Origin of the sequence: Sphingomonas astaxanthinifaciens DSM 22298, from assembly GCF_000711715.1 — a bacterium.
GTDB classification, from domain to species: domain Bacteria; phylum Pseudomonadota; class Alphaproteobacteria; order Sphingomonadales; family Sphingomonadaceae; genus Sphingomicrobium; species Sphingomicrobium astaxanthinifaciens_A.
Genome location: NZ_JONN01000001.1, coordinates 558693 through 581266 on the forward strand (window position 1 = coordinate 558693; position 22574 = coordinate 581266).

Annotated in this window: 27 protein-coding genes and 1 pseudogene; 17 read left to right on the top strand and 11 right to left on the bottom strand. The window is 68.2% G+C overall.

Annotation, left to right across the window (positions count from 1 at the left end):
- Position 1: 1 nt before the first annotated feature.
- Together BS69_RS0102775 and BS69_RS0102780 are read right to left on the bottom strand one after the other, a co-directional pair.
- Positions 2–589, bottom strand: a complete 588-nt coding sequence (locus BS69_RS0102775) for a CoA pyrophosphatase (RefSeq protein ID WP_029940460.1) — start codon at positions 587–589, stop codon at positions 2–4.
- Positions 586–1134, bottom strand: coding sequence for a DUF1285 domain-containing protein (locus BS69_RS0102780; RefSeq protein WP_029940461.1), 549 nt, complete (start codon positions 1132–1134; stop codon positions 586–588). Before BS69_RS0102780 ends, BS69_RS0102775 begins: the two co-directional genes overlap by 4 nt.
- A 64-nt stretch (positions 1135–1198) precedes the next feature.
- On the opposite strand from BS69_RS0102780, the gene BS69_RS0102785 reads away from it, so the two are divergent.
- From BS69_RS0102785 to BS69_RS0102825, 9 genes are all read left to right on the top strand, one after another.
- Entirely contained in the window at positions 1199–1930 is a 732-nt protein-coding gene (locus tag BS69_RS0102785) for an SDR family oxidoreductase (RefSeq protein ID WP_029940462.1), read from the top strand.
- Complete coding sequence (locus tag BS69_RS0102790; protein WP_029940463.1) at positions 1927–2355, top strand: dihydroneopterin aldolase; 429 nt, start codon at positions 1927–1929, stop codon at positions 2353–2355. The genes BS69_RS0102785 and BS69_RS0102790 overlap by 4 nt, the downstream gene beginning before the upstream one ends.
- A 184-nt stretch (positions 2356–2539) precedes the next feature.
- Complete coding sequence (locus BS69_RS0102795) at positions 2540–3220, top strand: energy transducer TonB (protein ID WP_029940464.1); 681 nt, start codon at positions 2540–2542, stop codon at positions 3218–3220.
- A 67-nt stretch (positions 3221–3287) separates the two neighbouring features.
- A complete protein-coding gene (locus tag BS69_RS0102800) occupies positions 3288–4130 on the top strand; it encodes a MotA/TolQ/ExbB proton channel family protein (protein WP_084184230.1) in 843 nt (280 codons plus the stop codon).
- An 87-nt stretch (positions 4131–4217) separates the two neighbouring features.
- Entirely contained in the window at positions 4218–4706 is a 489-nt protein-coding gene (locus tag BS69_RS0102805; RefSeq protein ID WP_029940466.1) for an ExbD/TolR family protein, read from the top strand.
- Between the two features lie 23 nt (positions 4707–4729).
- Positions 4730–5155, top strand: a complete 426-nt coding sequence (locus tag BS69_RS0102810; protein WP_029940467.1) for an ExbD/TolR family protein — start codon at positions 4730–4732, stop codon at positions 5153–5155.
- A gap of 78 nt (positions 5156–5233) precedes the next feature.
- Entirely contained in the window at positions 5234–5791 is a 558-nt protein-coding gene (locus BS69_RS0102815; RefSeq protein WP_029940468.1) for a superoxide dismutase family protein, read from the top strand.
- 107 nt (positions 5792–5898) lie between these two features.
- Positions 5899–6222 carry a hypothetical protein gene (locus tag BS69_RS0102820; RefSeq protein ID WP_051676481.1) on the top strand — a complete coding sequence of 108 codons (324 nt, stop codon included), beginning with the start codon at positions 5899–5901 and terminating at the stop codon, positions 6220–6222.
- A 71-nt stretch (positions 6223–6293) separates the two neighbouring features.
- Entirely contained in the window at positions 6294–6932 is a 639-nt protein-coding gene (locus BS69_RS0102825; protein ID WP_051676482.1) for a TMEM175 family protein, read from the top strand.
- Positions 6933–6936: 4 nt separating this feature from the next.
- On the opposite strand, the gene BS69_RS0102830 is transcribed toward BS69_RS0102825, so the two are convergent.
- The 3 genes and pseudogenes from BS69_RS0102830 to BS69_RS13050 form a co-directional block, all read right to left on the bottom strand.
- The gene (locus BS69_RS0102830) at positions 6937–7413 is read right to left on the bottom strand and encodes an RNA pyrophosphohydrolase (RefSeq protein ID WP_029940471.1); all 477 of its coding nucleotides are present in this window, start codon (positions 7411–7413) and stop codon (positions 6937–6939) included.
- The gene (locus BS69_RS0102835) at positions 7410–8342 is read right to left on the bottom strand and encodes an alpha/beta hydrolase (protein WP_029940472.1); all 933 of its coding nucleotides are present in this window, start codon (positions 8340–8342) and stop codon (positions 7410–7412) included. The genes BS69_RS0102830 and BS69_RS0102835 overlap by 4 nt, the downstream gene beginning before the upstream one ends.
- Positions 8343–8374: 32 nt before the next feature.
- Positions 8375–8722: pseudogene (locus BS69_RS13050) on the bottom strand (GIY-YIG nuclease family protein).
- A gap of 98 nt (positions 8723–8820) precedes the next feature.
- On the opposite strand from BS69_RS13050, the gene BS69_RS0102845 reads away from it, so the two are divergent.
- The 7 genes from BS69_RS0102845 to BS69_RS0102880 all read left to right on the top strand — a co-directional run bounded on the left by BS69_RS0102845 (position 8821) and on the right by BS69_RS0102880 (position 17519).
- Complete coding sequence (locus BS69_RS0102845; RefSeq protein WP_051676483.1) at positions 8821–10806, top strand: 2-oxoacid:acceptor oxidoreductase subunit alpha; 1986 nt, start codon at positions 8821–8823, stop codon at positions 10804–10806.
- 84 nt (positions 10807–10890) lie between these two features.
- Positions 10891–11910, top strand: coding sequence for a 2-oxoacid:ferredoxin oxidoreductase subunit beta (locus BS69_RS0102855; protein ID WP_029940474.1), 1020 nt, complete (start codon positions 10891–10893; stop codon positions 11908–11910).
- A gap of 85 nt (positions 11911–11995) precedes the next feature.
- On the top strand, positions 11996–12661 hold the full coding sequence (locus tag BS69_RS0102860) for a spermidine synthase family protein (RefSeq protein ID WP_029940475.1): 666 nt from the start codon (positions 11996–11998) through the stop codon (positions 12659–12661).
- Positions 12661–13623: a metal-dependent hydrolase gene (locus BS69_RS0102865; protein ID WP_051676484.1), complete on the top strand. Its 963-nt coding sequence runs from the start codon at positions 12661–12663 to the stop codon at positions 13621–13623. The genes BS69_RS0102860 and BS69_RS0102865 overlap by 1 nt, the downstream gene beginning before the upstream one ends.
- Before the next feature lie 33 nt (positions 13624–13656).
- On the top strand, positions 13657–15009 hold the full coding sequence (locus BS69_RS0102870) for a cryptochrome/photolyase family protein (RefSeq protein WP_029940477.1): 1353 nt from the start codon (positions 13657–13659) through the stop codon (positions 15007–15009).
- Between the two features lie 111 nt (positions 15010–15120).
- Entirely contained in the window at positions 15121–16371 is a 1251-nt protein-coding gene (locus BS69_RS0102875; protein WP_029940478.1) for an SAM-dependent methyltransferase, read from the top strand.
- The gene (locus tag BS69_RS0102880; protein ID WP_051676485.1) at positions 16368–17519 is read left to right on the top strand and encodes a serine hydrolase domain-containing protein; all 1152 of its coding nucleotides are present in this window, start codon (positions 16368–16370) and stop codon (positions 17517–17519) included. The genes BS69_RS0102875 and BS69_RS0102880 overlap by 4 nt, the downstream gene beginning before the upstream one ends.
- Here the strand turns inward: BS69_RS0102880 and BS69_RS0102885 are convergent.
- Positions 17516–18220 (bottom strand): SDR family NAD(P)-dependent oxidoreductase, encoded by a 705-nt coding sequence (locus BS69_RS0102885; protein WP_029940480.1) that lies wholly within the window; start codon positions 18218–18220, stop codon positions 17516–17518. The genes BS69_RS0102880 and BS69_RS0102885 overlap by 4 nt on opposite strands.
- A gap of 103 nt (positions 18221–18323) precedes the next feature.
- Between BS69_RS0102885 and BS69_RS0102890 the strand changes: the two genes are divergently transcribed.
- On the top strand, positions 18324–19904 hold the full coding sequence (locus BS69_RS0102890; RefSeq protein WP_029940481.1) for a DNA recombination protein RmuC: 1581 nt from the start codon (positions 18324–18326) through the stop codon (positions 19902–19904).
- A 1-nt stretch (position 19905) separates the two neighbouring features.
- On the opposite strand, the gene BS69_RS0102895 is transcribed toward BS69_RS0102890, so the two are convergent.
- Genes BS69_RS0102895 through BS69_RS0102915 form a run of 5 tightly spaced genes read right to left on the bottom strand, consistent with a single transcriptional unit; the run spans position 19906 to position 22574 of the window.
- Positions 19906–20601, bottom strand: a complete 696-nt coding sequence (locus BS69_RS0102895; RefSeq protein WP_029940482.1) for an META domain-containing protein — start codon at positions 20599–20601, stop codon at positions 19906–19908.
- Positions 20602–20605: 4 nt separating this feature from the next.
- On the bottom strand, positions 20606–21034 hold the full coding sequence (locus BS69_RS0102900; RefSeq protein WP_029940483.1) for an META domain-containing protein: 429 nt from the start codon (positions 21032–21034) through the stop codon (positions 20606–20608).
- Positions 21035–21068: 34 nt separating this feature from the next.
- Entirely contained in the window at positions 21069–21863 is a 795-nt protein-coding gene (locus BS69_RS0102905) for a TrmH family RNA methyltransferase (RefSeq protein ID WP_029940484.1), read from the bottom strand.
- A 34-nt stretch (positions 21864–21897) separates the two neighbouring features.
- Positions 21898–22170: an HPr family phosphocarrier protein gene (locus tag BS69_RS0102910; RefSeq protein ID WP_029940485.1), complete on the bottom strand. Its 273-nt coding sequence runs from the start codon at positions 22168–22170 to the stop codon at positions 21898–21900.
- Positions 22167–22574, bottom strand: coding sequence for a PTS sugar transporter subunit IIA (locus BS69_RS0102915; protein ID WP_029940486.1), 408 nt, complete (start codon positions 22572–22574; stop codon positions 22167–22169). Before BS69_RS0102915 ends, BS69_RS0102910 begins: the two co-directional genes overlap by 4 nt.

The following is a 22574-nucleotide window of genomic DNA, read 5'->3' on the forward strand; positions in this document are numbered from 1 at the left end:
CTCAGGTCCACGGGCCGAGCCGCTTCGAAAGATTGACCAGCATGGCCGCGGTGGCGCCCCAGATCCGGCGGCCTTCCCACGTTATTTCGTAATAGGTGCGCATTCGTCCCTTGAACTCGGCTTCGACCGCGCGCTGATTGGCGGGATCGAGGAGGAAGGCAAGCGGCGCCTCGAACCAGTCGGCGACTTCGGCCTCCTGCGGGATCAGCGAGAGGTCGGGCGCGATCTCGCCAAGCACCGGAACCACCGAATAGCCGGTGACGGTGCGATAGGGGTCGGCCGCCCCCCACAGCGAGACCGAGGCCGGCGGCAGGCCGATCTCCTCATGGGCCTCGCGCAGGGCCGCGGCTGCCACGTCGCGGTCGGTCGGGTCGATCCGCCCGCCGGGAAAGGCGATCTGCCCGGCGTGGGTCCGCAGATGTTCGCGCCGGACGGTCAGGATCACCCCGGGCTCGGCCCGCCGGGTGACCGCGACCAACACCGCGGCGGGGGTCAGCGGATGGCCCGGTTCCTCGAGGATGTCGCCGGGCAGGAGGTCGGGCGGCGGGGGAGCGGCAAGGGCGCGGCGGAGCCGGTCGGTCAGGCTCACGAAGGACCCAGCGGGAAGAACCGGCCGCCGCTCCAGACGCCCGGCGGGTCGGCGGCGAGCGCAAGCTCGGCAAGTTCGAAATAGACCGGCCGCTCGAAGCTCGCCTCGAGCCCGCCGCGCACCGCCACCAGCGGCAGCTCCTCGCGGACGGTGAGGGGGTGGTCGGGGCCCACCACCAGCGCCTCGCCGGTGTTGAGCTGGAGCGCGATCCGCTGCGCCTCGCCGCTGCCCTCGATCGTCATCGCCACCACGCGAAGGGCCGCGAAGTCGACGTCGATGTCGAGCTTTTCGGCCGGCGTGACGAGGACATGGGACCCGTCTTCCTCGCGCCTGAGGACGCTCGCGAACAGGCGAACCAGCGCCGCCCGCTCGATCGGCCTGCCCTCGTGCCACCAGCGGCCCTCGCGGTCGATCCGCATGCCGCTGTGGCCGCAATGCCGGGGGTTCCAGCGCTCGACCGGCGGGCGGCGCTGCGCCGCCACCGCCGCCTCGATCTCGGCAAGTGACAGCCGGCTGATGTCGATCGGGGGATTGGTCTCGGGCATAGGCGCTTGGGGCAGATGAGCCTCCCGCCTTGTTTCCGCAAGGCCCGCCGCTAGAGGCGAAAGGATGACCAGGACCGCCATCGTCACCGGCGCGGGCAAGCGTGTCGGCCGAGTCCTCGCCGAGGGACTGCTTGCCGACGGCTGGACCGTGGTCGCCCATGTCCGCCGCGAGACCGACGACGTCCCGCAAGGCGCGCTGAAGGTCGTCGCCGACCTTGCCGATGGGGACGGGGCGGCGGAGGCCATCATGGCCGCCTGCGCCCAGGCCCCGTCACTGCTCGTCAACAATGCCGCGCGCTTCGCGCCCGACACGCTCAGCCGGTTCTCGGCCGACGAGCTGGCCGCGCACATGGCGGTCAATGTCGCCGCCCCGGCCTTGCTCACGGCCGCCTTCGGGCGGGCGGCGGGGGAGGGACGTGACCGGCTGGTGGTCAACATCCTCGACGCCAAGCTCGCTGCGCCCAATCCCGATTTCCTGAGCTACACCCTGTCCAAGGCGGCGCTTGCCGCGCTGACCACCCTGAGCGCGCAGGACCTCGCCGCGAGGGGGATAAGGGTGAATGCCATCGCGCCGGCGCTGATGCTGATCTCCGAAGGACAGACCCAGGCCAATTTCGACGCGATGCACCGCTTCAATCCGCTCCAGCGGGGGGTCGAGCCCGCCGACGTGCTTCACGCCCTGCGCTTTCTGGTGGACTCGCCGACCCTCACCGGCGAGACGCTCACCCTCGATGGCGGGCAGCGCTTCTGGCGCCTGCCGCGCGATGTGCAATATCTCGATCCAGGACAGTCATGAGCGACATCATCCCTTTCACGCCGCGCCTCGACGGACTGGTTCCGCCCGCGCTGGCGGTGCGTTCCGCCAAGATCTTCCTCGAGCAGCTCGAGGTGATGGCCGACATCGGCTTTCACGATTTCGAGATCGGCACGCCCCAGCGCCTCCTGATCACGGTCGAGATCTGGTTGACCGACTGTTCGGTCCCGGCCGACGACGCCGCGGAGAGCGCCTGGAACTACGATCACGTCAAACTCGAGATCGAGCGAATCGCCGGGGCGCGTCGTTTCAATTTGCAAGAGACCCTGATCCGGGAAATCTACGACTGGATTGCTGCGCGCGACGGAGTGAGGGCGTTGCGGGTGGCGTCGGCCAAGCCCGACGTCTACCCGAATGCGCGGAGCGTCGGTGTTGAATTTGCCAGCTTTTCCGGTTCGGCACCGTGACGGCGCATCCAAGCGGTTGCAGAGTCGGAACAATATGATTGCGCCGCCATTGAGGCCACATTAAGGAAGCGCGCCGACCCCGCCGATGATATGTTGATACGTCGGCCTGCCAGTTCGAATAAGCGACTTCCGTCTGCGCGTTCGATCTGGTGGAGTGGTTCACCCTGAGGAGAATTGCGGCAGGATGTCATACGCCAATCGCAGGCAGATGAGCGGGAACAGGACGGTTTCGATCGTCATTGTCGCCTTGCTGCATGTGCTGCTCGGATATGCGATCATCACCGGCCTTGCGTACAATGTCGTCAAGAAGGCCGCTGAAGATCTGAAGACCTTCGACGTGGAGGAGGAGCCACCGCCCCCGCCCGAGGAACCGCCGCCCCCGCCGCCGGAGCAGCAGGTCGAGACCCCGCCGCCGGTGGTGTCCCCGCCGCCGCTGGTGCGGACCAACACGGCGCCGCCGCCGGTGACCACGACCAACGTGGCCCCGCCGCCGGTGATCACGCCGACCGCCCCGACCGCGCCGCCGGCTCCGCCTGCGCCGCCGCCCCCGCCGCCGCCGCCCGTGAAGCTGCAGCCGGCGAAGGCGAGGGGTTCGCTGCCCGGCCTTATCACCACGGACGACTATCCCCAGGATGCCATCCGTAACGAGCAGCAGGGCACCACGGCACTTCGTCTCGACGTGGGTCCGGATGGTCGCGTCACCAACTGCACGGTGACCAGCTCTTCGGGTTCCAGTTCGCTCGACAACACGGCCTGCCGACTGCTCAAGTCCCGCGCCCGGTTCACCCCGGCCACGGACAGCACGGGCGCCAAGGTTTCTGACTCGGTCAGCACCCGCATCCGCTGGCAGCTGCCGGAAGACTAAGTAACGCAGAGCCAACCGAACATCACGAATTCACGTAAGGATACGCACTATGTCTTTCGTCTCTCTGATGGCTGCAGCCGCTGCCGCTCCCGCCGGCGACAACCCCTACGGCCTGCTCCAGGCTCTCGAAGAGGGTGGTCTCATCTCGTGGACCGTGTTCGCCATCCTGGTGATCATGTCGGTCGGCACCTTCTACATCCTGTTCACCAAGTTCTTCGAGCAGCAGAAGATCATCAAGCAGGGCAACAGCGTCCGCGCGAGCTTCTGGAATTCGCCGAACCTGCGTGACGCCTCGGGCAAGCTCGACGCCAAGAGCGCCTATCGCGCGATTGTCGACGACGCGCTCGTCGCCCAGGACCAGCACGGCAAGCTGACCAACCCGATCGACCAGCACGACTGGATGGCCAACAGCCTGCAGCGTTCGCAGGGCAGCATCGGCGCCCGTCTCGGCGAAGGCCTCGCCTTCCTCGCGACCGTCGGTTCGACCTCGCCGTTCATCGGTCTGTTCGGTACCGTCGTCGGCATCTACCGCGCGCTGATCAAGATCGGCTCGTCGGGCCAGGCCTCGATCTCGGCGGTCGCCGGTCCGGTCGGTGAGGCGCTCATCATGACCGCGCTCGGCCTGGTCGTCGCGGTTCCGGCCGTGCTCGCCTACAACTGGCTGATCCGCCGCAACAAGTCGATCATGGAAGACCTCGCGGCCTTCACCAACGACCTGCACGGCTACATCATGTCGGAAGGCAAGGTTAAGCCGCAGATGGTGACCGCCAATGCCGGTTCGGCCAAGGTTTCGGCCAACGCCCAGACCCGCTCGGCCGCCGCTCCGACCCCGGCCGGTACCCAGCCGCTGACCACCGGTCAGACCTCGACCGGCCAGCAGGCTGGCACGACCACGACCGACCGTCGCTAAGCCATCGTTCAGGGCGCCGGGCGTCAAGTTGATGCCCGGCCCCATTCTTCACGATGACCTGCGAAACGAAGAGGGAAGACTGATCCCATGGCAATGAGTGTCGGCAAGGAAGACGGCGACGACGTCCCGATGTCGGACATCAACACCACGCCCCTCGTGGACGTGATGCTGGTGCTTCTGATCATCTTCCTCATCGCCGTCCCGGTGGTGGTGGAAAGCGTTCCGATCGCCCTCCCCAAGACTGCCTACGAAGTGCGTGAGACCAAGCCGGAGAACGTCGAACTGACGGTCCGCGGCGGTCCGGGCGACAGCTGCGAAGTCTATCTCGGCATGCGGCCGATCGACTCGCAGGCGCTGCTCGACACGGCGGTGAAGAAGCTCGAGGACGCGGTGAAGAAGGCCGGCGGTGCCGAGAACCTCACCGAGGACACGATGCCCGAAGTGCATATCCGCGGTGACGTGAACACGCCGTACAAGTGCATCGGCGGGACGATTTTCCAGATGCAGCGTGCCGGGTTCGCCCGCGTCGGCTTCGTTTCCGAGCCGCCGCCGGGTGCCGCCGTGACGCGCCTGTAAAGGAAGGAATACGCCTCATGGCGATGCAGACGACGTCGAATAATTCCGAAGGCGAGCCGATGATGGAGATCAATACGACTCCATTGATCGACGTGATGCTGGTGCTGATCATCATGCTGATCATCACCATCCCGCCGCAGACCCACGCCGTGAAGCTTGACCTCCCGCAGGGCGACAACCCGCAGCAGGAGATCATCGACCCGGTCAAGAACAAGATCGTGGTGACCGCCGCTGGCAATATCCTGTGGAACGGCGCGCCCGTGAACCAGGTCCAGCTGCGCCAGTATCTGGACGTCACCCAGCAGTTGAACCCCGTCCCCGAGCTGCACCTGCAGCCCGAGCCGAACGCCCGCTATGACCTCGTCGACCAGGTGCTGGTCGTGACCAAGCAGGCCAACGTCTCGAAGATGGGCTTCGTCGGCAACGAGGCCTACGCCAAGGCCTTCTGACGATCATGCGTTTCGGGAACCATCCCGAATGATCCTGGGCGGCTCTCCTTCGTGGAGGGCCGCCCTTTTTTCGTTTCCATGCGTTGGGCGCTCGAGGAGAAGAACATGCCGAAGCTGATTGGTGTCGCGGGCCTCGGGCTCGTTGGTCTGGCTGCCCTCGCCGGTGGCTGCGCAACCCCGATGGACGCGCCGTCCAATGCCATTGCCGTCCCGCTTGTGGGCACCAGCGGGCAGGCGGTCGGGACCGTCCGGATGTGGGAGACGCCCGGCGCGGTCAGCTTCCGGGTCGAGGCCAATGGCCTCAGCGTCGGTCGCCACGGGCTCCACGTCCACGCCGTCGGGCGCTGCGATCCGCCAGGCTTCACCACCGCGGGCGGCCACTGGAATCCGACATCACGCAAGCATGGCACGATGAACCCCGACGGTCCCCATGGCGGCGACCTTCCCAACGTGCCGGTGGCCGCCAACGGCACCTTGCGCGAGACCGTGGTGCTGAACGGCGCCAGCCTCGCCGCCCTTCGCGATGCGGACGGCTCGGCGCTGGTCATCCACGCCCGCGAAGACGACAACATGACCGACCCCAGCGGCAACAGCGGTGACCGCATTGCCTGCGCGGTGCTCAGCCCCGCCGGCTGATCGTTGCAGACCCGGCCCCGCCCATGGCCCGTAGCGGCCAGGGCGGGCGTGCTTCGTTGAGAAGGATGGCGGCGCCTTGCCGCCGTGTGCATCAACAGGAGCAAGTCATGCCGCAGCGTTTCACCGCCACCGAAAATGCCTTCGACAAGGGCATCGAGAAGACCACGCCCGCCCAGGGTGCCAAGCTTGCCGCCGACTGGGTGGAGGAGCTTTGCAAGGCCGATTTCCCCGGCGCCAAGGGCCTCGCCGGCGACCTCGAGCGGCTCGAAAAGGCGCTGAAGGCCGACGCGCCCGACGGCGGCAAGATCGGCGACCTGCTCCAGAGCATCGGTGCCGCCACCGCCAAGGCCGCCGAGCGGGCCGAGGACCCCAAGATCGCCGACAAGGTCCGCAAGCTTGCCGAGGCGATGGGCGCGAAGCAGCCCGCCTAGGCCGTCGCTCCCTTTTCCCCCGCGCCGGTTTTGCTACGCTGGCGCGGGGCCGCGAGGGCGAGGGGGCAGCGATGAGGACGGAATTTCACCACGGCGGGCATCACCACCCGCCGCTGCTCGAGCGGCTGGTCTTCTTCTCCGACGCGGTGTTCGCGATCGCCATCACCCTTCTCGTCATCGAGATCGAGGTGCCGCACCTGCCGCACGGCGCCGACAGTGCCGAGCATCTGCGCGCGCTGGCGCAGCGGATCCCCAATTTCATCGGCTTCTTCGTCAGCTTCTGGGTGATCGGGGCCTTCTGGACGGGTCATCACCGTGCCTTCGGGCAGGTCGGCCACTATGCGACCGGCCTGATCGGTCCCAACCTCGCGATGCTGTGCGCGGTCGCCTTCATGCCCTTCGCGACCGCCTACATGAGCGAGAATTTCGGCGCGGTCGTCCCGACCTTCACCTACAATCTGGTCCTGCTGGTAACCGCGCTGCTCAACCTACACCTCATCCGGAAGGTGACCGACCCGCCCTTCCTCGCCGAGGGGGCCGACCCGATCGAACGCGCGGCCACCCGCGCCCGGCCGTGGGGGGTGGTCGGAGGCTCGGTGGTGGGCCTGGCGGTCAGCCTCGTCGTGCCGCAGCTCTCGCAGCTGTTCCTGGTGACCATTCCGCTGTGGATCGCGCTTGCGGTCCGGCTAGGGCGCCCCCGGACGGACTGAGCGCTCAGGGCAGGCCGAGATGCTCGCGGAAGTGGGCGAGTAGCTGGCGGTAGAGGTCGCGCTTGAAGGGGACGATGAGGTCGGGAAGTTCGGCCGGATCGACCCATTTCCACGCGTCGAATTCGGGATGCTTGGTGGCGATGTCGACGTCGCTCTCGCGGCCGAGGAAGCGGCACAGGAACCAGTCCTGCTCCTGTCCCTTCCACTTGCCGCCCCATAGCCGTCCGCGGATTTCCTCGGGGAGGTCATAGCGCAGCCGCTCGGGCGCGTCGGACACCCGCTCGACGAGGTGGCGGGGAATACCCGTCTCTTCCTCGAGCTCGCGCAGGGCCGTGTCCCACGGCTCCTCGCCCGGGTCGATCCCGCCCTGCGGCATCTGCCAGGCCTCGTCAGTGCGGTCGATCCGCCGTCCGACCCAGACCTTGCCCGCTCCGTTGAGGAGCATGATGCCGACCCCGCGGCGATAGTCGTTGGTGCTCATGCGCGATGCTCCAGCAGCAGTTTCAGATGGGCGATGCAGCGCTCGAGATCGGCCTGCGCGCTCGGCAGCGCCTTTCGCAGGTTGAGGAAGCCGTGGATCGTGCCCGGGCACTCGAGATAGACCGTCTCGACCCCGGCCGCCGCGCAGGCCGCGGCATAGGCCCGGCCCTGGTCGCGGATCGGGTCGAGGCCCGCCGTCACCACGAGGGTCGGGGGCAGCCCGGCCTGGTCGATCGCCAGCGGATCGTAGCGCCAGTCCTTGGGGTCGGGCCGGTAGCAGCGGTCGAACCAGGCCATGCTCTCGCGGCTGAGAAGGTAGTTCTCACCGAACAGGTCGAGGCTCGGATAATGGCGGGTCGGGTGGCCGGCCGGGTAGATCGCCCATTGCGCAAGCACCGGCACCGCGGCCGGCGCGTCGCGGAGGGCGAGGGCGGTAACGATGGTGAAATTGCCGCCCGCGCTGTCGCCCGCGAGGACCAGCCCGGTCGCGCTCCGGCCGAGCTCGGCGGGGCTCCCGCCGATCCACCGCGCGGCGGCGATGGCATCCTCGACCCCGGCGGGGAAGGGGGCTTCCGGCGCCAGCGCATAGTCGACGCTGACCACCGGCAGATCGATCAGCCGGGCGATTTCGGCGCAGAGCGGCTCGTGCGTGTCGAGGTCGCCGATCACGAACCCGCCGCCATGATAGAAGACGAGGGCCGGCCCCGGTCCGCGCTCGGCCCGCGCGTCGTAAAGCCGCATCGGGCAGGGACCCCCGGCGATATCGCGGATCACCGCCAGCGCGCCGACTTCCGCATCGAACAGCTTGCGGCTGGCATGCATCATCCCACGCGCGCCCTCGAGCCCGACATCGGCCGCGCGCTTGGCACCGGGACGATTGGTGATCTCGAGCAAAGCGGCGACGTCGGGACGGACGAAGGGAGCGGTCATGGACCCCCTACTATCGTCATGCTGAACTTGTTTCAGCATCCATCTAGCACCGCTCCCGGTCCGGACTGAATTCCGGCACCGGGGGCGAGATCGTGCCAGTCCGGATTTTCGCTCTAGATGAGATTGACCTTCCACTGCCGATGCCAGCGCTTGAGCTGCTTTTCCCGGGCGATCGCCGCGATCATGTCGCCGCACATTTCGAAGCGAACTAGCCGCATGACCTTGTAACGGCTCACGAAACCGCCCGTGACGCCGTTTCGATGCTGCCACAGGCGCCCGGCGATATCGGAAGTGACGCCAATGTAGAGCGTTCCGCGCGGGGCGGTGGCGAGAATGTAGACGCAGGGTTGCCGTTCCACGACCTCAGCGTGCGCGGACATGGATGCTGAAACAAGTTCAGCATGACGGTGCGGAGAGGGTGACGCTCGCCAAGCAAGGCGCTAGAAGAGCGTTAACTCCTTTCTCTTGCAGGACTCCCATGGCCACGGCCACCCATCTGCTCACCCCCGAAGAAGCGCACAGCGATGCGCCCCCCGAGAATGTCGTCGTCCGCTTCGCGGGCGATTCCGGCGACGGCATGCAGCTGACCGGCGGCCAGTTCACGCTCTCGACCGCGCTCGCGGGCAATGACCTTGCGACCTTCCCCGATTTCCCGGCCGAGATCCGTGCGCCGCAGGGGACGACCTTCGGCGTCTCGGCCTTCCAGATCAACTTCGGCTCGGCCTCGATCGAGACCGCCGGCGACCAGCCCGACGTGCTCGTCGCGATGAACCCGGCGGCCTTGAAGGTGAACGTCGCGGCGCTTCGCGACGGCGGCATGATCATCGCCGACGAGGGCGAATTCTCGGCCCGCAACCTCGCCAAGGCGGGCTATGAGGTGAATCCGCTCGAGGACGGCAGCCTCGCGCGCTGGCAGCTGATCAAGTTCAACATCAGCCAGCTCACCCTCGATGCGGTGAAGCCCTTCGGCCTCGGCAACAAGGAGGCGCTGCGCTGCAAGAACATGTGGACGCTCGGCCTTGCGCTGTGGATGTTCGACCGTGACCGCGGACCGATCGTCGACTGGCTCAAGACCAAGTTCGCCAAGGCGCCGACGCTGGCCGAAGCCAATATCGCCGCGCTGAACGCCGGCCATGCCTATGGCGACACGATCGAGATGGGCGCGGCCTTCCGCCCCCATCATATCGACGCCGCGCCGGCCGAGCCCGGCCTCTACCGCACCGTCACCGGCGCCGAGGCGCTCGGCCTCGGGCTCGTCGCTGGCGCCCAGCTCGCCGACCTGCCGATGTTCTTCGGCGGCTATCCGATCACTCCGGCGAGCGCGCTGCTGCACCACCTGTCGCGCCTCAAGGAATATGGGATCACCACCTTCCAGGCCGAGGACGAGATCGCGGCCATCTGCTCGGCGATCGGCGCCAGCTATGCCGGCAGCCTTGGCGTCACCTCGTCCTCGGGTCCGGGCATCGCGCTAAAGACCGAGGCGATGGGCCTTGCGATCATGACCGAGCTGCCGCTGGTCATCGTCAATTCGCAGCGCGGCGGGCCCTCGACCGGCCTTCCGACCAAGACCGAGCAGAGCGACCTCTATCAGGCGGTCTATGGCCGCAACGGTGATGCGCCCATGCCCGTCATCGCCGCCCGCTCGCCCGCCGACGCCTTCGACTGCGCGATCGAGGCGTGCCGCATCGCGGTCCGCTACATGACCCCGGTGATGCTGCTGACCGACGGCTATATCGCCAATGCCGCCGAGCCGTGGCGCGTGCCCGACATGAGCGGCTACGAGCCCTTCCCGGTGACCCACGCGACCACCGAGGGCGCGCCGCGCGACGAGAATGGCAAGCTGCTGCCCTTCGCACGCGACGAGAAGCTCGCCCGGCCGTGGATCAAGCCGGGCACCCCCGGCCTCCTCCACCGCATCGGCGGGATCGAGAAGCGCCCCGGCACCGGCGACATCGACTATTCGCCCCAGGCCCATGCCGAGATGACCAAGCTGCGGCACGACAAGGTAGCCGGCATCGCCCGCGACATCCCGCGCCAGGAAGTCAGCCTCGGCCGCGCGGGCGCCCGCGTCGGCGTGGTCGGCTGGGGTTCGACCTTCGGCCCGATCCACCAGGCGGTGAAGCGGCTTCTCGACAAGGGCGAGGACGTCGCCCACGTCCACGTCCGCCACATCTGGCCGCTGCCTGAGAACCTTGGCGAGCTGCTCCACAGCTTCGACCGCGTGATCGTGCCCGAGATGAACGCCGGCCAGTTCAAGACCGTGCTTCGCGACCAGTATCTGGTCGACGCGAAGAGCGTCACCAAGATCAGCGGCCAGCCGTTCAAGATCGCCGAGATCGAAGCCGCCATCCGCGACGCGCTCGCCGGCTGCCCGCCGCGCGACCTCGGCGCGGACAGCACGCAGCTTCCCGAGGCCGACAGCGGCCACGACCCCGGCCACCCGCACGCCGCGGAAGTGCGCTGATGAAGCCGCTCCACCCCGGCGCCCTGATCGCGATGCTGATCGTGACCCTGGGGCTCGTCTACATCCTGCTTTGGCGCTGAGACCATGAACGACCTGACCCCGATCGAGAAGACCACCGCCAAGGACTGGGCGAGCGACCAGGAGGTCCGCTGGTGCCCGGGCTGCGGCGATTATGCGGTGCTGAAGGCCGTGCAGCGGACCATGCCCGACCTCGGCGTCGCGCGCGAAAAGACCGTGTTCGTCTCCGGCATCGGCTGCTCGAGCCGCTTTCCTTATTACATGGAGACCTACGGCTTCCACACCATCCACGGCCGCGCGCCGGCGGTGGCGACGGGGGTCAAGCTCGCCAATCCCGAGCTCGACGTGTGGATCATCACCGGCGACGGCGACGCATTGAGCATCGGCGGCAACCACACGATGCATCTGCTGCGCCGCAACCTCAATTGCCAGCTGCTGCTGTTCAACAACGAGATCTACGGCCTCACCAAGGGCCAGTATTCGCCGACCAGCCAGGTCGGGACGCGCAGCCCCTCGACCCCGTTCGGCTCGGTCGACCGGCCGACGCGCCCCTGCGCCTTTGCATTGGGCGCCGGCGCCCGCTTCGTCGCGCGCGGGATCGACGTCCACAAGAATTTGCCCGACGTCCTCAAGGCCGCGCACGCCCACCAGGGCGCGGCCTTCGTCGAGATCTTCCAGAATTGCGTCGTCTACAATGACGACGTCTTCGCGCCCTTCACCGCGCGCGAGCATGCCGCCGACATGCAGCTGTGGCTCAAACACGGCGAGAAGATGCTGTTCGCCAACGGCGCCAAGGGCATCGCGCTCGACGTCGACAAGCTGCGGCTGAAGGTGGTCGACGGCGACGATCCGGCGGTCCTCGTCCACAATGTGAAGAACCGCGGTATCGCCCACATGCTGATCGAGATGCCGCCGGTCGGTTATCCGGTGGCCTTGGGCGTCCTCTACGACGATCCCGCCGCCACCTTCGAGGCCGCGGTCCACCAGCAGAACGAGACCGTCGCCGCCGGCAAGAAGCCCGACCTCCAGGCGCTGGTCGCCAAGGGGCAGAGCTGGATGGTCGAGAAGGAGCCGCGGGCCGAGTAATCGGCGTTTCCCCGGTCGAAGGCCGGGGTCCAAATCATCCCGAAAATCGTGCATTGGCCTCCGGCCTGCGCCGGAGCGAGCACCCATGATCCCCCGTACCCTCGTCGCCACCGCCCAGATCCCCAACGGACCCGAGATGCGGCTCTACAGCCGCGGCGCGGACCACATGATCCTGCTCGAGCGCGACGAGCTCATGTCGACCCGGATGAGCGGGTCGGAGGAGGCGCTTGCCACCCTCACCGCCGAGCGCCTCGGCACGGTCAAGGGGCAGCGCTGGCTGATCGGCGGCTATGGCATGGGCTTCACCTTGCGCGCCGCGCTCCGCGTCCTGCCGCGCGATGCCGAGGTCGTGGTCGCCGAGCTGGTGCCCGAGATCATCGACTGGGCGAAGGGCCCGATGGCCGGCCTGACCGCGGGTTGCCTCGAGGATCCGCGCGTCCGGATCGTCAACGGCGACGTGGCCGGCGAGATCGCCAGGGGCGACTGGGACGCGATCCTGCTCGATGTCGACAACGGCCCCGATGCGTTGGTGCGCGCGCAGAACCAGTGGCTCTACGAGCCGGGCGGCCTCGCCGTCGCTCGCACCGCCATCCGTCGCGGCGGGCTCCTCGCCATCTGGTCCGCGGGCGCCGATCCGCGCTTCACCAAGACCCTCCAGTCGGCCGGCTTCCGGGTCGACGAGCAGGTCGTCGCCGCCCGCCACAACGGCAAGGGCCCGCGCCACACCATCTGGTTCGCTTCGCCCCGCTAGTGGACAATCTCACCCACAGCCTTGCCGGCGGATTGCTCGGGCAGATGGGCCTCAAGCGCGCCAGCCGCTTCGGCCTCCTAGGCTGCATCCTCGGCGCCAACGCCCCCGACATCGACGTCTTCGCGCCGCTGATCCTGCCGGTCGACAACATCGCCTTTCACCGCGGGCCGACCCATGCGCTGCTCGCCATTCCGGTCATGGCCGGAGCGACCGTCGCCTTGCTCTGGCTGCTCGACCGGCTGTGGCGGAAGCCCGGGACCGACCCTTTTCGCGCCGGGCCCCTGTTCCTCGCGGTACTGATCGCCACCGCCAGCCATCCCTTCCTCGACTGGCTGACGACCTATGCGGTCAATCTCTATCTGCCGTTCGACCGTGGCTGGTACTCGGGCAACGCCATCTTCATCATCGACCTCGTCTACTGGATCCTGCTGGTCGGCGGGATCGTCCTGTCGTCGCGGCGCTGGCGGCGCGGGCAGGCGCACCCTGGCCGCCCGGCGATCGTCGCCGGCCTCCTCATGGCGCTCTACATCGCCGGCAACCTGTGGTGGAGCGCGCGGGCCGAGCGCCTCACCGCCGAGGCGCTCCGCCGACGCGGGATCGAGCCCGAACTCATCGTCGCCAGTCCGCCGCCGATCGCCTTCTGGGAGCGGACCATGGCGTGGCGCAGCGCGAGCGCGTGGGGCGGGGGCACCTTCGGCCCCGACGGTCTCCTCCTCGATCCCGCCGAGATGCCGCTCGGCCTCGACGATCCGGTCTTCCTGAAGGCGAAGGACGAGCGTCGCGACGTCCGTTCCTTCCTCTACTGGTCGCGGATGCCGATCGTCGTCCGGCAGTCGGGCCGGCCCTTCCTCACCGACCAGCGTTACTATCGCGCCTTCGAGGACGACCGTGTGCCCGCCGCGATCCGGTCGCGGGCGCCCGCCAGCTTCATGGTCCCGCTCGATACCCCATCAAAGCCATAGTGACCTTCGGCCGGCATCCGCGTTCAAGCGGGCATGGCTTCCCCCCAACTCGTCTGGTTCCGGCAGGACCTTCGCACCCACGACCATCTCGCGCTCACTGCCGCCGCCGAGCGCGGGCCTGTGGTCGGGCTCTACGTCCTCGACGACGAGACTCCCGGCGAATGGAAGCCCGGCGGCGCCTCGCGCTGGTGGCTTCACCACAGCCTCGCATCGCTCGCCGCCGAGCTGAAGGAGCGCGGGTCGGTCCTCATCCTCCGCCGCGGCCGCGCGTCGAGGGTCGTGCCCGAGGTTGCGAAGGAGATTGGCGCCGGGGCGATCCATGCCAATCGCCATTATGAGCCCTGGTGGCGCGAAGCCGAGTGCGAGCATGGCGACTTCGTCATCCTCCACGACGGCGACGTCCTTCACGAGCCCGATGCCATCCGCTCGGGCAGCGGCAAGCCGTTCAAGATCTATGGGCCCTTCTACCGCGCGCTCCATGCCCATTTCCCGCCAGCGCCGCCGCTGCCCGCGCCGAAGCTCGAGAAGCCGGCCAAGCTCCCCGCCAGCGATGAACTCGACGACTGGAACCTCCTTCCGACCAAGCCCGACTGGGCCGGCGGATTTTCCGACTGGGAGCCGGGCGCGGCCGGCGCGGCGAAGCAGCTGAAGCGCTTTGTCGAGCATGCCGGCGATTACGGGAGGGAACGCGACCTTCCCGCGGTCGATGCGACCAGCCGCCTTTCGCCCCACCTTCACCACGGCGAGATCACCCCGCGGCAGGTGTGGCATGCGCTCGGCCGCAAGGGCGGGGACAAGTTCCACCGCGAGCTCGCCTGGCGCGACTTCAGCCGGTCGATGACGCTCGCCGATCCCGACATCGGGTCGAAGTCGCAGCGTCCGCTCGGCCTCAGGACGCGCCACGGCAAGGCCGCCGACGCCGATTTCGAGGCGTGGACCAAGGGCCGAACCGGCTATCCGCTGGTCGATGCGGGCATGCGCCAATTGTGGGTCAGCGGCTGGATGCACAATCGCGCGCGGCTGGTCACGTCGAGCTTCCTCGTGAAGCACCTGCTGATCGACTGGTGGCGCGGCGCGCAATGGTTCTGGGACACGTTGGTCGATGCCGATTATGCCAACAACAGCCAGAACTGGCAGTGGATCGCGGGGACCGGCTTCGACAGCCAGCCCTTCTACCGGATCATGGCCCCGCTCGCGCAGAGCGAGAAGTTCGATGCCGCCGACTATATCCGGCAGTGGGTGCCCGAGCTTGCCCACCTGTCCGATGCCGACATCCACGATCCCTGGGGTCGGGGCAAGGCGCCGAAGGACTATCCCGAGCCGCTGATTGGCCACAAGGAAGCGCGCGAACGCGCGCTGGCGGCGTTCAAGGCGCGCAGCTCCTAGCGCCATCGTCGTTCGCCCTGAGCGAAGTCGAAGGGCCCCGGCACCACGCGCTTCGACTTCGCTCAGCACGAACGAGTTGAACAGGAGCGTGGCTTGGCCCTAGGCAAGGCCATGGCCAGCCGCGGCGCCCATCTCCTCAATGCCGACCGCGGCTTCGCCACCGGGGCGGGCCTCCTCGGCCGCCTCGTCGCACCGGCCTTCGCCCGGATCCTCGACCAGCTCGACGAGCGGCTGCGCGAAGGCGGCATCCACGCGACGCTTCCCGACGGCAGTCGTCGTGGAATCGGCTTCCACGCTCCCGGGCCCGAACCCGTGGTCGAGCTCCGGAGCTGGCTTGCGCTGGTCCGCCTCGCCACCAGCGGGAGCGTCGGCTGGTACAAGGCGTGGACCCGGCGCGAATGGACCTCGCCCGATCCGGTCCCGCTCTTCGACATGTTCATGCGCAATGCGGCCAGCCTCGGCGGCACCGCGCGCGCCAAGGGCGTGTTCCGGCTGGTCAACTGGCTGGCCCATACGTGGCGCGACAATGCCCCAGGTCAGGCGCGTGAGAACATCGCTGCCCATTACGACCTCGGCAACGACTTCTACGCCGCCTGGCTCGACGCGGAAATGAACTATTCGAGCGCCATCTTCGCGTTTCCCGGCGAAGGGCTCGAACAGGCGCAGGCCGCCAAGACCGCGGCCATCCTCGACCGCCTCGACCTCCAGCCCGGCGACCGGCTGCTCGAGATCGGCTGTGGCTGGGGAAGTCTCGCCATCGCGGCGGCCCGGCGCGGCGCGGTGGTGACCGGGCTGACCCTCTCGACCGAGCAGAAGGCCTGGGCCGAGCGGCGGATCGCCGAAGAGGGCCTGGCCGATCGCATCGCCATCCTCCTCGAGGATTATCGCGACCATCGGGGCACTTACGACAAGCTCGCCAGCGTCGAAATGGTGGAGGCGGTCGGGCGGCGCTGGTGGCCGGCCTATCTCGAGGCGATCGCCGGCGCGCTCCGCCCCGGCGGGATCGCCGCGCTGCAATATATCTCCATCCGGCCCGAGCTGTTCGACGCCTATGCCCGCAGCGCCGACTTCATCCAGACCTACATCTTTCCGGGCGGCATGCTGCTGTCCGAGCCGGTGTTCAGCGATCTTGCGCAGGTCTGCGGCCTGAGCTGGGAGGACCGGCTCGGCTTCGGCCCCGATTATGCCGAGACGTTGCGACTCTGGCGGGAGCGGTACGACATCGCGGTCGAAGCGGGGCGCCTGAAGGAATTCAGCCCGGACTTCCACGACTTGTGGCGCTATTATCTGACGTATTGCGAAGGGGGTTTCCGCGGCGGCGGGATCGATGTCGCGCAGGTGACGATGCGGAGGGGCGAATGAAGAGCTGGACCATCCTGGCGGCGGCATTGCTTGGCGTCGTGCCCGCCACCGCGCAGACCCCGGTCGACCCGGCGGTCGCCGAGCGCCTGCGCAAGGCCGGCGCCGAGGTCCTGTTCTGGAACCAGGCCCAGCGCGACAGGAATTTCCGCGCGATGGAGACCATCTTCCCGACCGCGCCGGTCAAGGCGGGGAAGGTGGTCCGCGCACTTCCCGCCGGGCGTCGTCTTGCCATCAGCCAGGCCGAAGTCGCCCGGTTCATGGCCGGGACCAACGCCGCCGGGCTGCTCGTCCTCCAGGACGGCAAGGTCCGGCTCGAGCGCTACGCCCGGGGTTTCGGGCCGACCCAGCGCTGGACCAGTTTCTCGGTCGCCAAGTCGCTGACCTCGACCTTGTTCGGGGCGGCGGTGGCGGACGGCAAGCTCGCGCTCACCGACCCGGTCACGCGCTTCGTCCCCGAACTCAAGGGGAGCGCCTATGACGGGGTCACGGTCGCGCAGGTGCTGACCATGTCCTCGGGCGCGAAGTGGAACGAGGATTATACCGACCCCAAGAGCGACGTCGCGCGCATGTTCAGCCTCGCCACTCCGCCGGGCGAGGACGTCATCGCTTACTACATGAAGCGCCTGCCGCGCGCCGCCGCACCGGGGAGCGTCTTCCATTACAATACCGGCGAGACCAACCTTGCCGGCACGATCCTCGCCCGCGCGGTCGGCGAGCCGATCAACCTTTATGCCAGCCGCCGCATCTGGCAACGCTACGGGATGGAGGCGGACGCCGCCTGGCAGGTCGATGCCGCGGGCCAACCCATCGCCGGCTGCTGCATCTCGATGCGGCTGCGCGATTACGGCCGGCTGGGGCAGCTGATGCTCGAGAACGGCCATGGCCTGCTGGCGAAGGACTGGGTGCCAGAGGCCACCGCCATCCACCAGCCGTTCAAGGAGCCTGGCCGCGGCTATGGCTATTTCTGGTGGATCGAGCCCAACGGCTTCCGGGCCAGCGGCATCTTCGGCCAGCAGATCTGGGTCCGGCCGAAGGACCGGCTCGTCATCGTGGCGCTAAGCGCCTGGCCGAGCGCGCTCAGCGACGACCTGGCCAAGAAGCGGGAAGCATTCTTCGAGAAGCTGGCGACCGCGGCCGCCCGCCGCTAGTCGACCCGCACCTTCGCGCCGGTCTCGCGCTCCTCGCCCAGCAGCTCGACCAGCCGCTCGGCCACCCGCTCGGGCGGCTTGACCTCGCTCGGCTCCTCGCCGGGAAAGGCCAGCGCGCGCATCCGGGTGCGGGTCGCGCCGGGGTCGAGGATCGTGACCCTGAGCTTGCCGGTATAGGCCGTCTCGTCGGCATAGGTGCCGAGCAGGCATTCGAGCGCCGCCTTGCTCGACCCGTAGGCGCCCCAGAAGGCGCGCGGGGTCGTCCCGACGCTGCTGGTCACCGCCACCACCTCGGCCTTGTCCGAGGCCTTGAGCATCGGATCGAAGGCCGCGATCAGCGCCTGGTTGGCGAGCAGGTTGAGGTTGATGATCCGGGCATATTCCTTGACGTCGATATGCTCGACCGGGGTCAGGCTGCCGAGCATCCCGGCATTGAGGACGAGGAAATCGAGCGTCTGCCAGCGCCCCGAGATCGCCTGCGCGAGCTTGGCGATGTCCTCGGCCTTACCGAGGTCGAGCGGGGCGATGGTGGCGGTGCCGCCGGCGGCGTGGATCCGCTCCTCGACTTGCTCGAGGCCCGCGGCCGAACGGGCGGTCAGGATGACGTGCGCGCCTTGCCCAGCCAGCGCCTCGGCGATGGCGGCGCCGATCCCGCGGCTGGCACCGGTGACGAGGGCGAGGCGATCCTTGTACTTGCTCATGGGCGCGGGCCCTAGCCGGGAAGGAGCGGGCGGCCAAGTCGTTGTGTCCGGCGCCCGAACAGTCTAGTTCTTGCTCTGTTCTGTTTGAGATTGGGGGCGGGTCGTGGACGCGTGGATGGTAGCAGTGCTGGTCGGGGTCATCGCCGTGGCGGGGGTGCTGCTCGGCTGGTTCCTCGGCAGCAGGCCGGCGGCCGCTTCCGCCGCCGAAGCCGCGCAATTGCGCGATCAGGTGGCGACGCTCGGACGCGATCAGGCGGTCGCCGCCGAGCAGCTCCGCCGATCGGTCCAGGTCGAGGAAAGCCTCAAGGCGGTGACCGAAGAGCGCGATTCGCTCGCCGGTGAGCTCGCCGCGTCGCGGGTCATTTCCCAGCGCTATGCCGAGCTCGAGGAGCGTCACCGCGCGCTCCAGGACGATGCGGGCAATCTTCGCGGCGACATCGCCAGCGCCGCCGAGCGACTCCAGCGGCTTGCCGAGGTGGAGCGGGTGCTCGAGCAGCGCACCGCCGAGCGCGACGAGGCGCTGCGCTTGAAGGCGGGGCTCGAGACCGAGGTGAAGAGCTTCGAGGAACGGCTCGCCGACCTCCGCAAGTCGCGCGACGAACTGGTGGTCCAGTTCCGCGAGGTCGGCGACAAATTGCTCGAAAAGGCGCAAGCCGACTTCCTCGCCAAGGCCGACGAGCGCCTGAGCAAGGCCGATCTCGAAAGTCAGGCCAAGCTCCAGACCCTGCTCCAGCCCGTGTCCGAGACGCTCAAGCGCTACGAGGAAGGGCTGCAGCGGGTCGAGGCCGAGCGCAAGGACAGCTACGGCGAGCTGCGCGGCGTCCTTGGCGAACTGCGCAAGGATAATAGCCAGGTGCGCGACGAGACCCGCAACCTTGTCAACGCGCTTCGCTCGAGCCCGAAGGCCCGCGGCCGCTGGGGCGAGCAGAGCTTGCGCAACGTGCTGGTCCAGGCGGGCCTAACGGAAGGCATCGACTTCGAAATGGAAGTCAGTCTCGAGACCGCCGACGGTCGCCTGCGTCCCGACGTCGTCGTGAACCTGCCCAGCAACCGCAAGCTGGTGATCGACGCCAAATGCTCGCTCAACGCCTTCCTCGACGCCTGCGACGAGGTCGACGAGGAGCGGCGGCAGGCCTGCTTCAAGCTGCACGTCGCCTCGATGCGCAACCATGCGCAGGCCCTTGGTTCTAAGGACTATTGGGCGCAGTTCGGCGAAGCGGCCGACTATGTCATCATGTATATCCCGGGCGAGCATTTCCTCACCGCCGCGCTCGAGCAGGATCCGCAGCTGTGGGACTGGGCGTTCGAACGGCGCGTGCTGCTAGCCACCCCGACCAATCTCGTCGCCATCGCACGGACGGTTGCCAGCGTGTGGCGGCAGGAGAAGATTACCGAGCAGGCCGAGGTCATCGCCGCGCTTGGCAAGGAACTCCATTCGCGCATCGCGACCATGGCTGAGCATGTGGTCCGCATGGGCCGCAATCTCGCGACCGCCAATGACGCCTACAACAAGATGGTCGGAAGCCTCGAGACCCAGGTCTTCACCCAGGCCAAGAGGTTCGAGGGCCTGGGCTCAGGCAGCAACAAGGAGATCACCTCGCCGCCTCTGGTCGAGGTCGCCCCCCGTCCGCTGACGAAACTGGCGCCACCCGCCGCTCCGGACGACGCGATCGCCGCCGAATAGGCTAGCGCGCCAGCCGGATCTCGCCTGCCGCGTTCGACAGGATGAGGTTGCCGCTGGTCGTCCAGGCGATCTGCATCGGCTGAGCGAGGATCTGGCTCGCCGCGGTCTCGGCGCGCATGTCGGGGCAGGCCATGCGGGTGGCGACGACCGGACCCGCGACGAGCGTCTGGCGCTCGATCCGATAGGGGCCGCTCATCCGGTTGCAGCCGAACTGGCCGCTCAGCCGACCCCCCGCGAGCGACAGCTTGTAACTGTCGCCCGAGACGAGCTGGCGGCCGACCGCAAGCACGTTCCAGTCGCCCTCGACCGTCCCGGACTGCGCGGTCTCGACCGGGCCGCCGCAGCCTTCGAAGCGGCGGCCGTCGACGCTGACCTGGACCTTGTCGGGATAGGTCCGGTCGCTCATCCCGTCGCTGCAGCGCTGGCCGTGGACGATGTTGAGGTTGATCCGGCGGCCTTGGTAGATGTCGCCCGCGAACCCGTGGATCGCACGCGGCTGGGGTTCGGCGACGCGCATCCCATCGGCGTTGGAGAAGACCATCTGCCGCCCGTCGAGGGTCAGGCCCCAGAAAGGCTCGGTCCCGCTCGCGCGGTAGCTCGCTCCGGCCACGGGAGGCGGACCGCCCGGCGGCGGCATCATCGTCTCGCAGCCCGACAAGGTGACGGCGGCGGCGGTGGCAAGGATCGCAAGGCGCATTATCTCAACTCCCTTGGCGGATGAGGTCGATCGACCCCGATTCATTCACCAACCTAAGCCGATTCGGCGGTGTGAGTTCCATGGTCATCGGCAGTCGCAGGACCACGCCGGCCAGATCGTCGATCCGCTGGATGTCGGGCGTGCAAGCCCGCTCGGTCATCATCAACCGGTCGAGCATCAGCTTGTCGCCATTGCGGCTGATCGTCCCGCTCCCGCCGTTGCAGGCGAGCCTGGCACTCAGCGTCGTGCCCGCGAACTCGAGCAACAGGCCGGTCATCGGCTGGCCGTTCAGCGCCGCGATCGTCCAGCGGCCATCGAGATTGTCCTTCTGGACCACCGGCCGGACGTTCATCTCGGGAGGGAGAACGGGCGGCGGTCCGCTCGCGCAGGCGGCGAGGAGGGAGGCCGTCAGCAGGATCGTCGCGATCTTCATTGCGCCATCGTAGCAACGCCAAGATGAACGCCCGCTAGCGCCAGCTCGCCCGGATCTGGAAGGCCATGATCGCGGTCGCGACCGCGGCGTTCAGGCTGTCGGCCTTGCCGTGCATCGGGATCTTCACGAGGAGATCGCACTCGGCCTCATAGTCTTCGGGCAGCCCGGCCTGCTCGTTGCCGACCATCAGAAAGCAGGGCTTCTCGTACGTCGGTTCGAGATAATCGTGATCGGTCTGGAGGCTGGTCCCGACCAATTGCCCCGGCCCCTCTCGCAGCCAGGCGAGGAAAGTCGACCAGGGCACCTGCACTATTCTCTGGGTGAAGATCGCGCCCATGCTCGCGCGCACCGCCTCGACGCTGAAGGGATCGGCGCTGTCGTCGACGAGGATCAGCCCGCCCGCGCCGACCGCGTCGCCGGTCCTGAGGATGGTCCCGATATTGCCGGGGTCGCGCAGTTTCTCGGCGACGATCCAGAGGTCGGCGTTCGTCCGGTCGAGGTCGGCGAGCCCGAGCCGCGGCTGGCGATAGGCGCCGAGGAGGAGCGGCGGATTGTCCTTGCCGCTCATCTTGGCGAGGATCTCGTCGGGGACGGTGATCGCCTCGGCGCCGGCGGCCTCCGCCTCGGCGACGATCTCGGCGGCGAGGGGATGGAGTTCGCCCTCGGCGCAGGCGACCACCGCGGGAAGGATTCCCGCCTCGCGCGCCTCGGCCATGATCCGCAGCCCCTCGGCGAGGAACAGGCCCGCCTGCCGCCGCGCCTTCTTGTCGCGCAGCGAGCGGAGGAACTTCACGGTGTCATTGGAGAAGGAGGTGATGTGGCGCGGCATGGAAGGCGCCCTAGCAGCAAGCGGCGGGGGAGGGCTATTCCTCCCCGAACTTGTCCTCGACCAGCCGGCTGAGCTTCGCCACGGCCTCGTCGGCGCCGTCGCCCGCGGCGCTGATCTCGATCGAATCGCCGCGCGCCGCGCCCAGCATCATCAACCCCATGATCGAGGTCCCGCAGACCTTGTTTCCGTCCTTGGCGACCTCGACCGAGCAGGTGAGTTCGCTCGCCAAGGTGACGAACTTGGCGCTCGCCCGGGCGTGGAGCCCGCGCTTGTTCTCGATCCGGACGATACGGCTGACGGCGTTCAAGCGGCGGCCTCGCCAAGGATCTCGCTGGCCACCGAGATATATTTGCGCCCGGCCTCGCGCGCCGCGGCCACCGCGGCCCGCACGTTCATCGCCTTGCGCGCGCCCTCGAGCCGGATCAGCATCGGCAGGTTGACCCCGGCGATGACCTCGATGTCGCCCGACTTCATCAGGCTGATCGCGAGATTGGACGGGGTTCCGCCGAACAGGTCGGTGAGGATGATCACGCCCGCGCCGCGATCGACCCGCGCGATCGCGTCCGCAATGTCCTTGCGGCGCGCTTCCATGTCGTCGTCGGGGCCGATGCAGATGCCGGCGATCGCATCCTGCGGGCCGACCACATGTTCCATGGCGACGATGAACTCGGCCGCGAGGCGGCCGTGGGTCACCAGCACTAATCCGATCAT

Excerpts from the sequence above, each read along its gene's own strand:
- BS69_RS0102780 (WP_029940461.1), bottom strand. The coding sequence starts at position 1,134 with ATGCCCGAGACCAATCCCCCGATCGACATCAGCCGGCTGTCACTTGCC.
- BS69_RS0102785 (WP_029940462.1), top strand. The coding sequence starts at position 1,199 with ATGACCAGGACCGCCATCGTCACCGGCGCGGGCAAGCGTGTCGGCCGA.
- BS69_RS0102790 (WP_029940463.1), top strand. The coding sequence starts at position 1,927 with ATGAGCGACATCATCCCTTTCACGCCGCGCCTCGACGGACTGGTTCCG.
- BS69_RS0102795 (WP_029940464.1), top strand. The coding sequence starts at position 2,540 with ATGTCATACGCCAATCGCAGGCAGATGAGCGGGAACAGGACGGTTTCG.
- BS69_RS0102800 (WP_084184230.1), top strand. The coding sequence starts at position 3,288 with ATGGCTGCAGCCGCTGCCGCTCCCGCCGGCGACAACCCCTACGGCCTG.
- BS69_RS0102805 (WP_029940466.1), top strand. The coding sequence starts at position 4,218 with ATGGCAATGAGTGTCGGCAAGGAAGACGGCGACGACGTCCCGATGTCG.
- BS69_RS0102810 (WP_029940467.1), top strand. The coding sequence starts at position 4,730 with ATGCAGACGACGTCGAATAATTCCGAAGGCGAGCCGATGATGGAGATC.
- BS69_RS0102815 (WP_029940468.1), top strand. The coding sequence starts at position 5,234 with ATGCGTTGGGCGCTCGAGGAGAAGAACATGCCGAAGCTGATTGGTGTC.
- BS69_RS0102820 (WP_051676481.1), top strand. The coding sequence starts at position 5,899 with ATGCCGCAGCGTTTCACCGCCACCGAAAATGCCTTCGACAAGGGCATC.
- BS69_RS0102825 (WP_051676482.1), top strand. The coding sequence starts at position 6,294 with ATGAGGACGGAATTTCACCACGGCGGGCATCACCACCCGCCGCTGCTC.
- BS69_RS0102830 (WP_029940471.1), bottom strand. The coding sequence starts at position 7,413 with ATGAGCACCAACGACTATCGCCGCGGGGTCGGCATCATGCTCCTCAAC.
- BS69_RS0102835 (WP_029940472.1), bottom strand. The coding sequence starts at position 8,342 with ATGACCGCTCCCTTCGTCCGTCCCGACGTCGCCGCTTTGCTCGAGATC.
- BS69_RS0102845 (WP_051676483.1), top strand. The coding sequence starts at position 8,821 with ATGGCCACGGCCACCCATCTGCTCACCCCCGAAGAAGCGCACAGCGAT.
- BS69_RS0102855 (WP_029940474.1), top strand. The coding sequence starts at position 10,891 with ATGAACGACCTGACCCCGATCGAGAAGACCACCGCCAAGGACTGGGCG.
- BS69_RS0102860 (WP_029940475.1), top strand. The coding sequence starts at position 11,996 with ATGATCCCCCGTACCCTCGTCGCCACCGCCCAGATCCCCAACGGACCC.
- BS69_RS0102870 (WP_029940477.1), top strand. The coding sequence starts at position 13,657 with ATGGCTTCCCCCCAACTCGTCTGGTTCCGGCAGGACCTTCGCACCCAC.
- BS69_RS0102875 (WP_029940478.1), top strand. The coding sequence starts at position 15,121 with ATGGCCAGCCGCGGCGCCCATCTCCTCAATGCCGACCGCGGCTTCGCC.
- BS69_RS0102880 (WP_051676485.1), top strand. The coding sequence starts at position 16,368 with ATGAAGAGCTGGACCATCCTGGCGGCGGCATTGCTTGGCGTCGTGCCC.
- BS69_RS0102885 (WP_029940480.1), bottom strand. The coding sequence starts at position 18,220 with ATGAGCAAGTACAAGGATCGCCTCGCCCTCGTCACCGGTGCCAGCCGC.
- BS69_RS0102895 (WP_029940482.1), bottom strand. The coding sequence starts at position 20,601 with ATGCGCCTTGCGATCCTTGCCACCGCCGCCGCCGTCACCTTGTCGGGC.
- BS69_RS0102900 (WP_029940483.1), bottom strand. The coding sequence starts at position 21,034 with ATGAAGATCGCGACGATCCTGCTGACGGCCTCCCTCCTCGCCGCCTGC.
- BS69_RS0102905 (WP_029940484.1), bottom strand. The coding sequence starts at position 21,863 with ATGCCGCGCCACATCACCTCCTTCTCCAATGACACCGTGAAGTTCCTC.
- BS69_RS0102915 (WP_029940486.1), bottom strand. The coding sequence starts at position 22,574 with ATGATCGGATTAGTGCTGGTGACCCACGGCCGCCTCGCGGCCGAGTTC.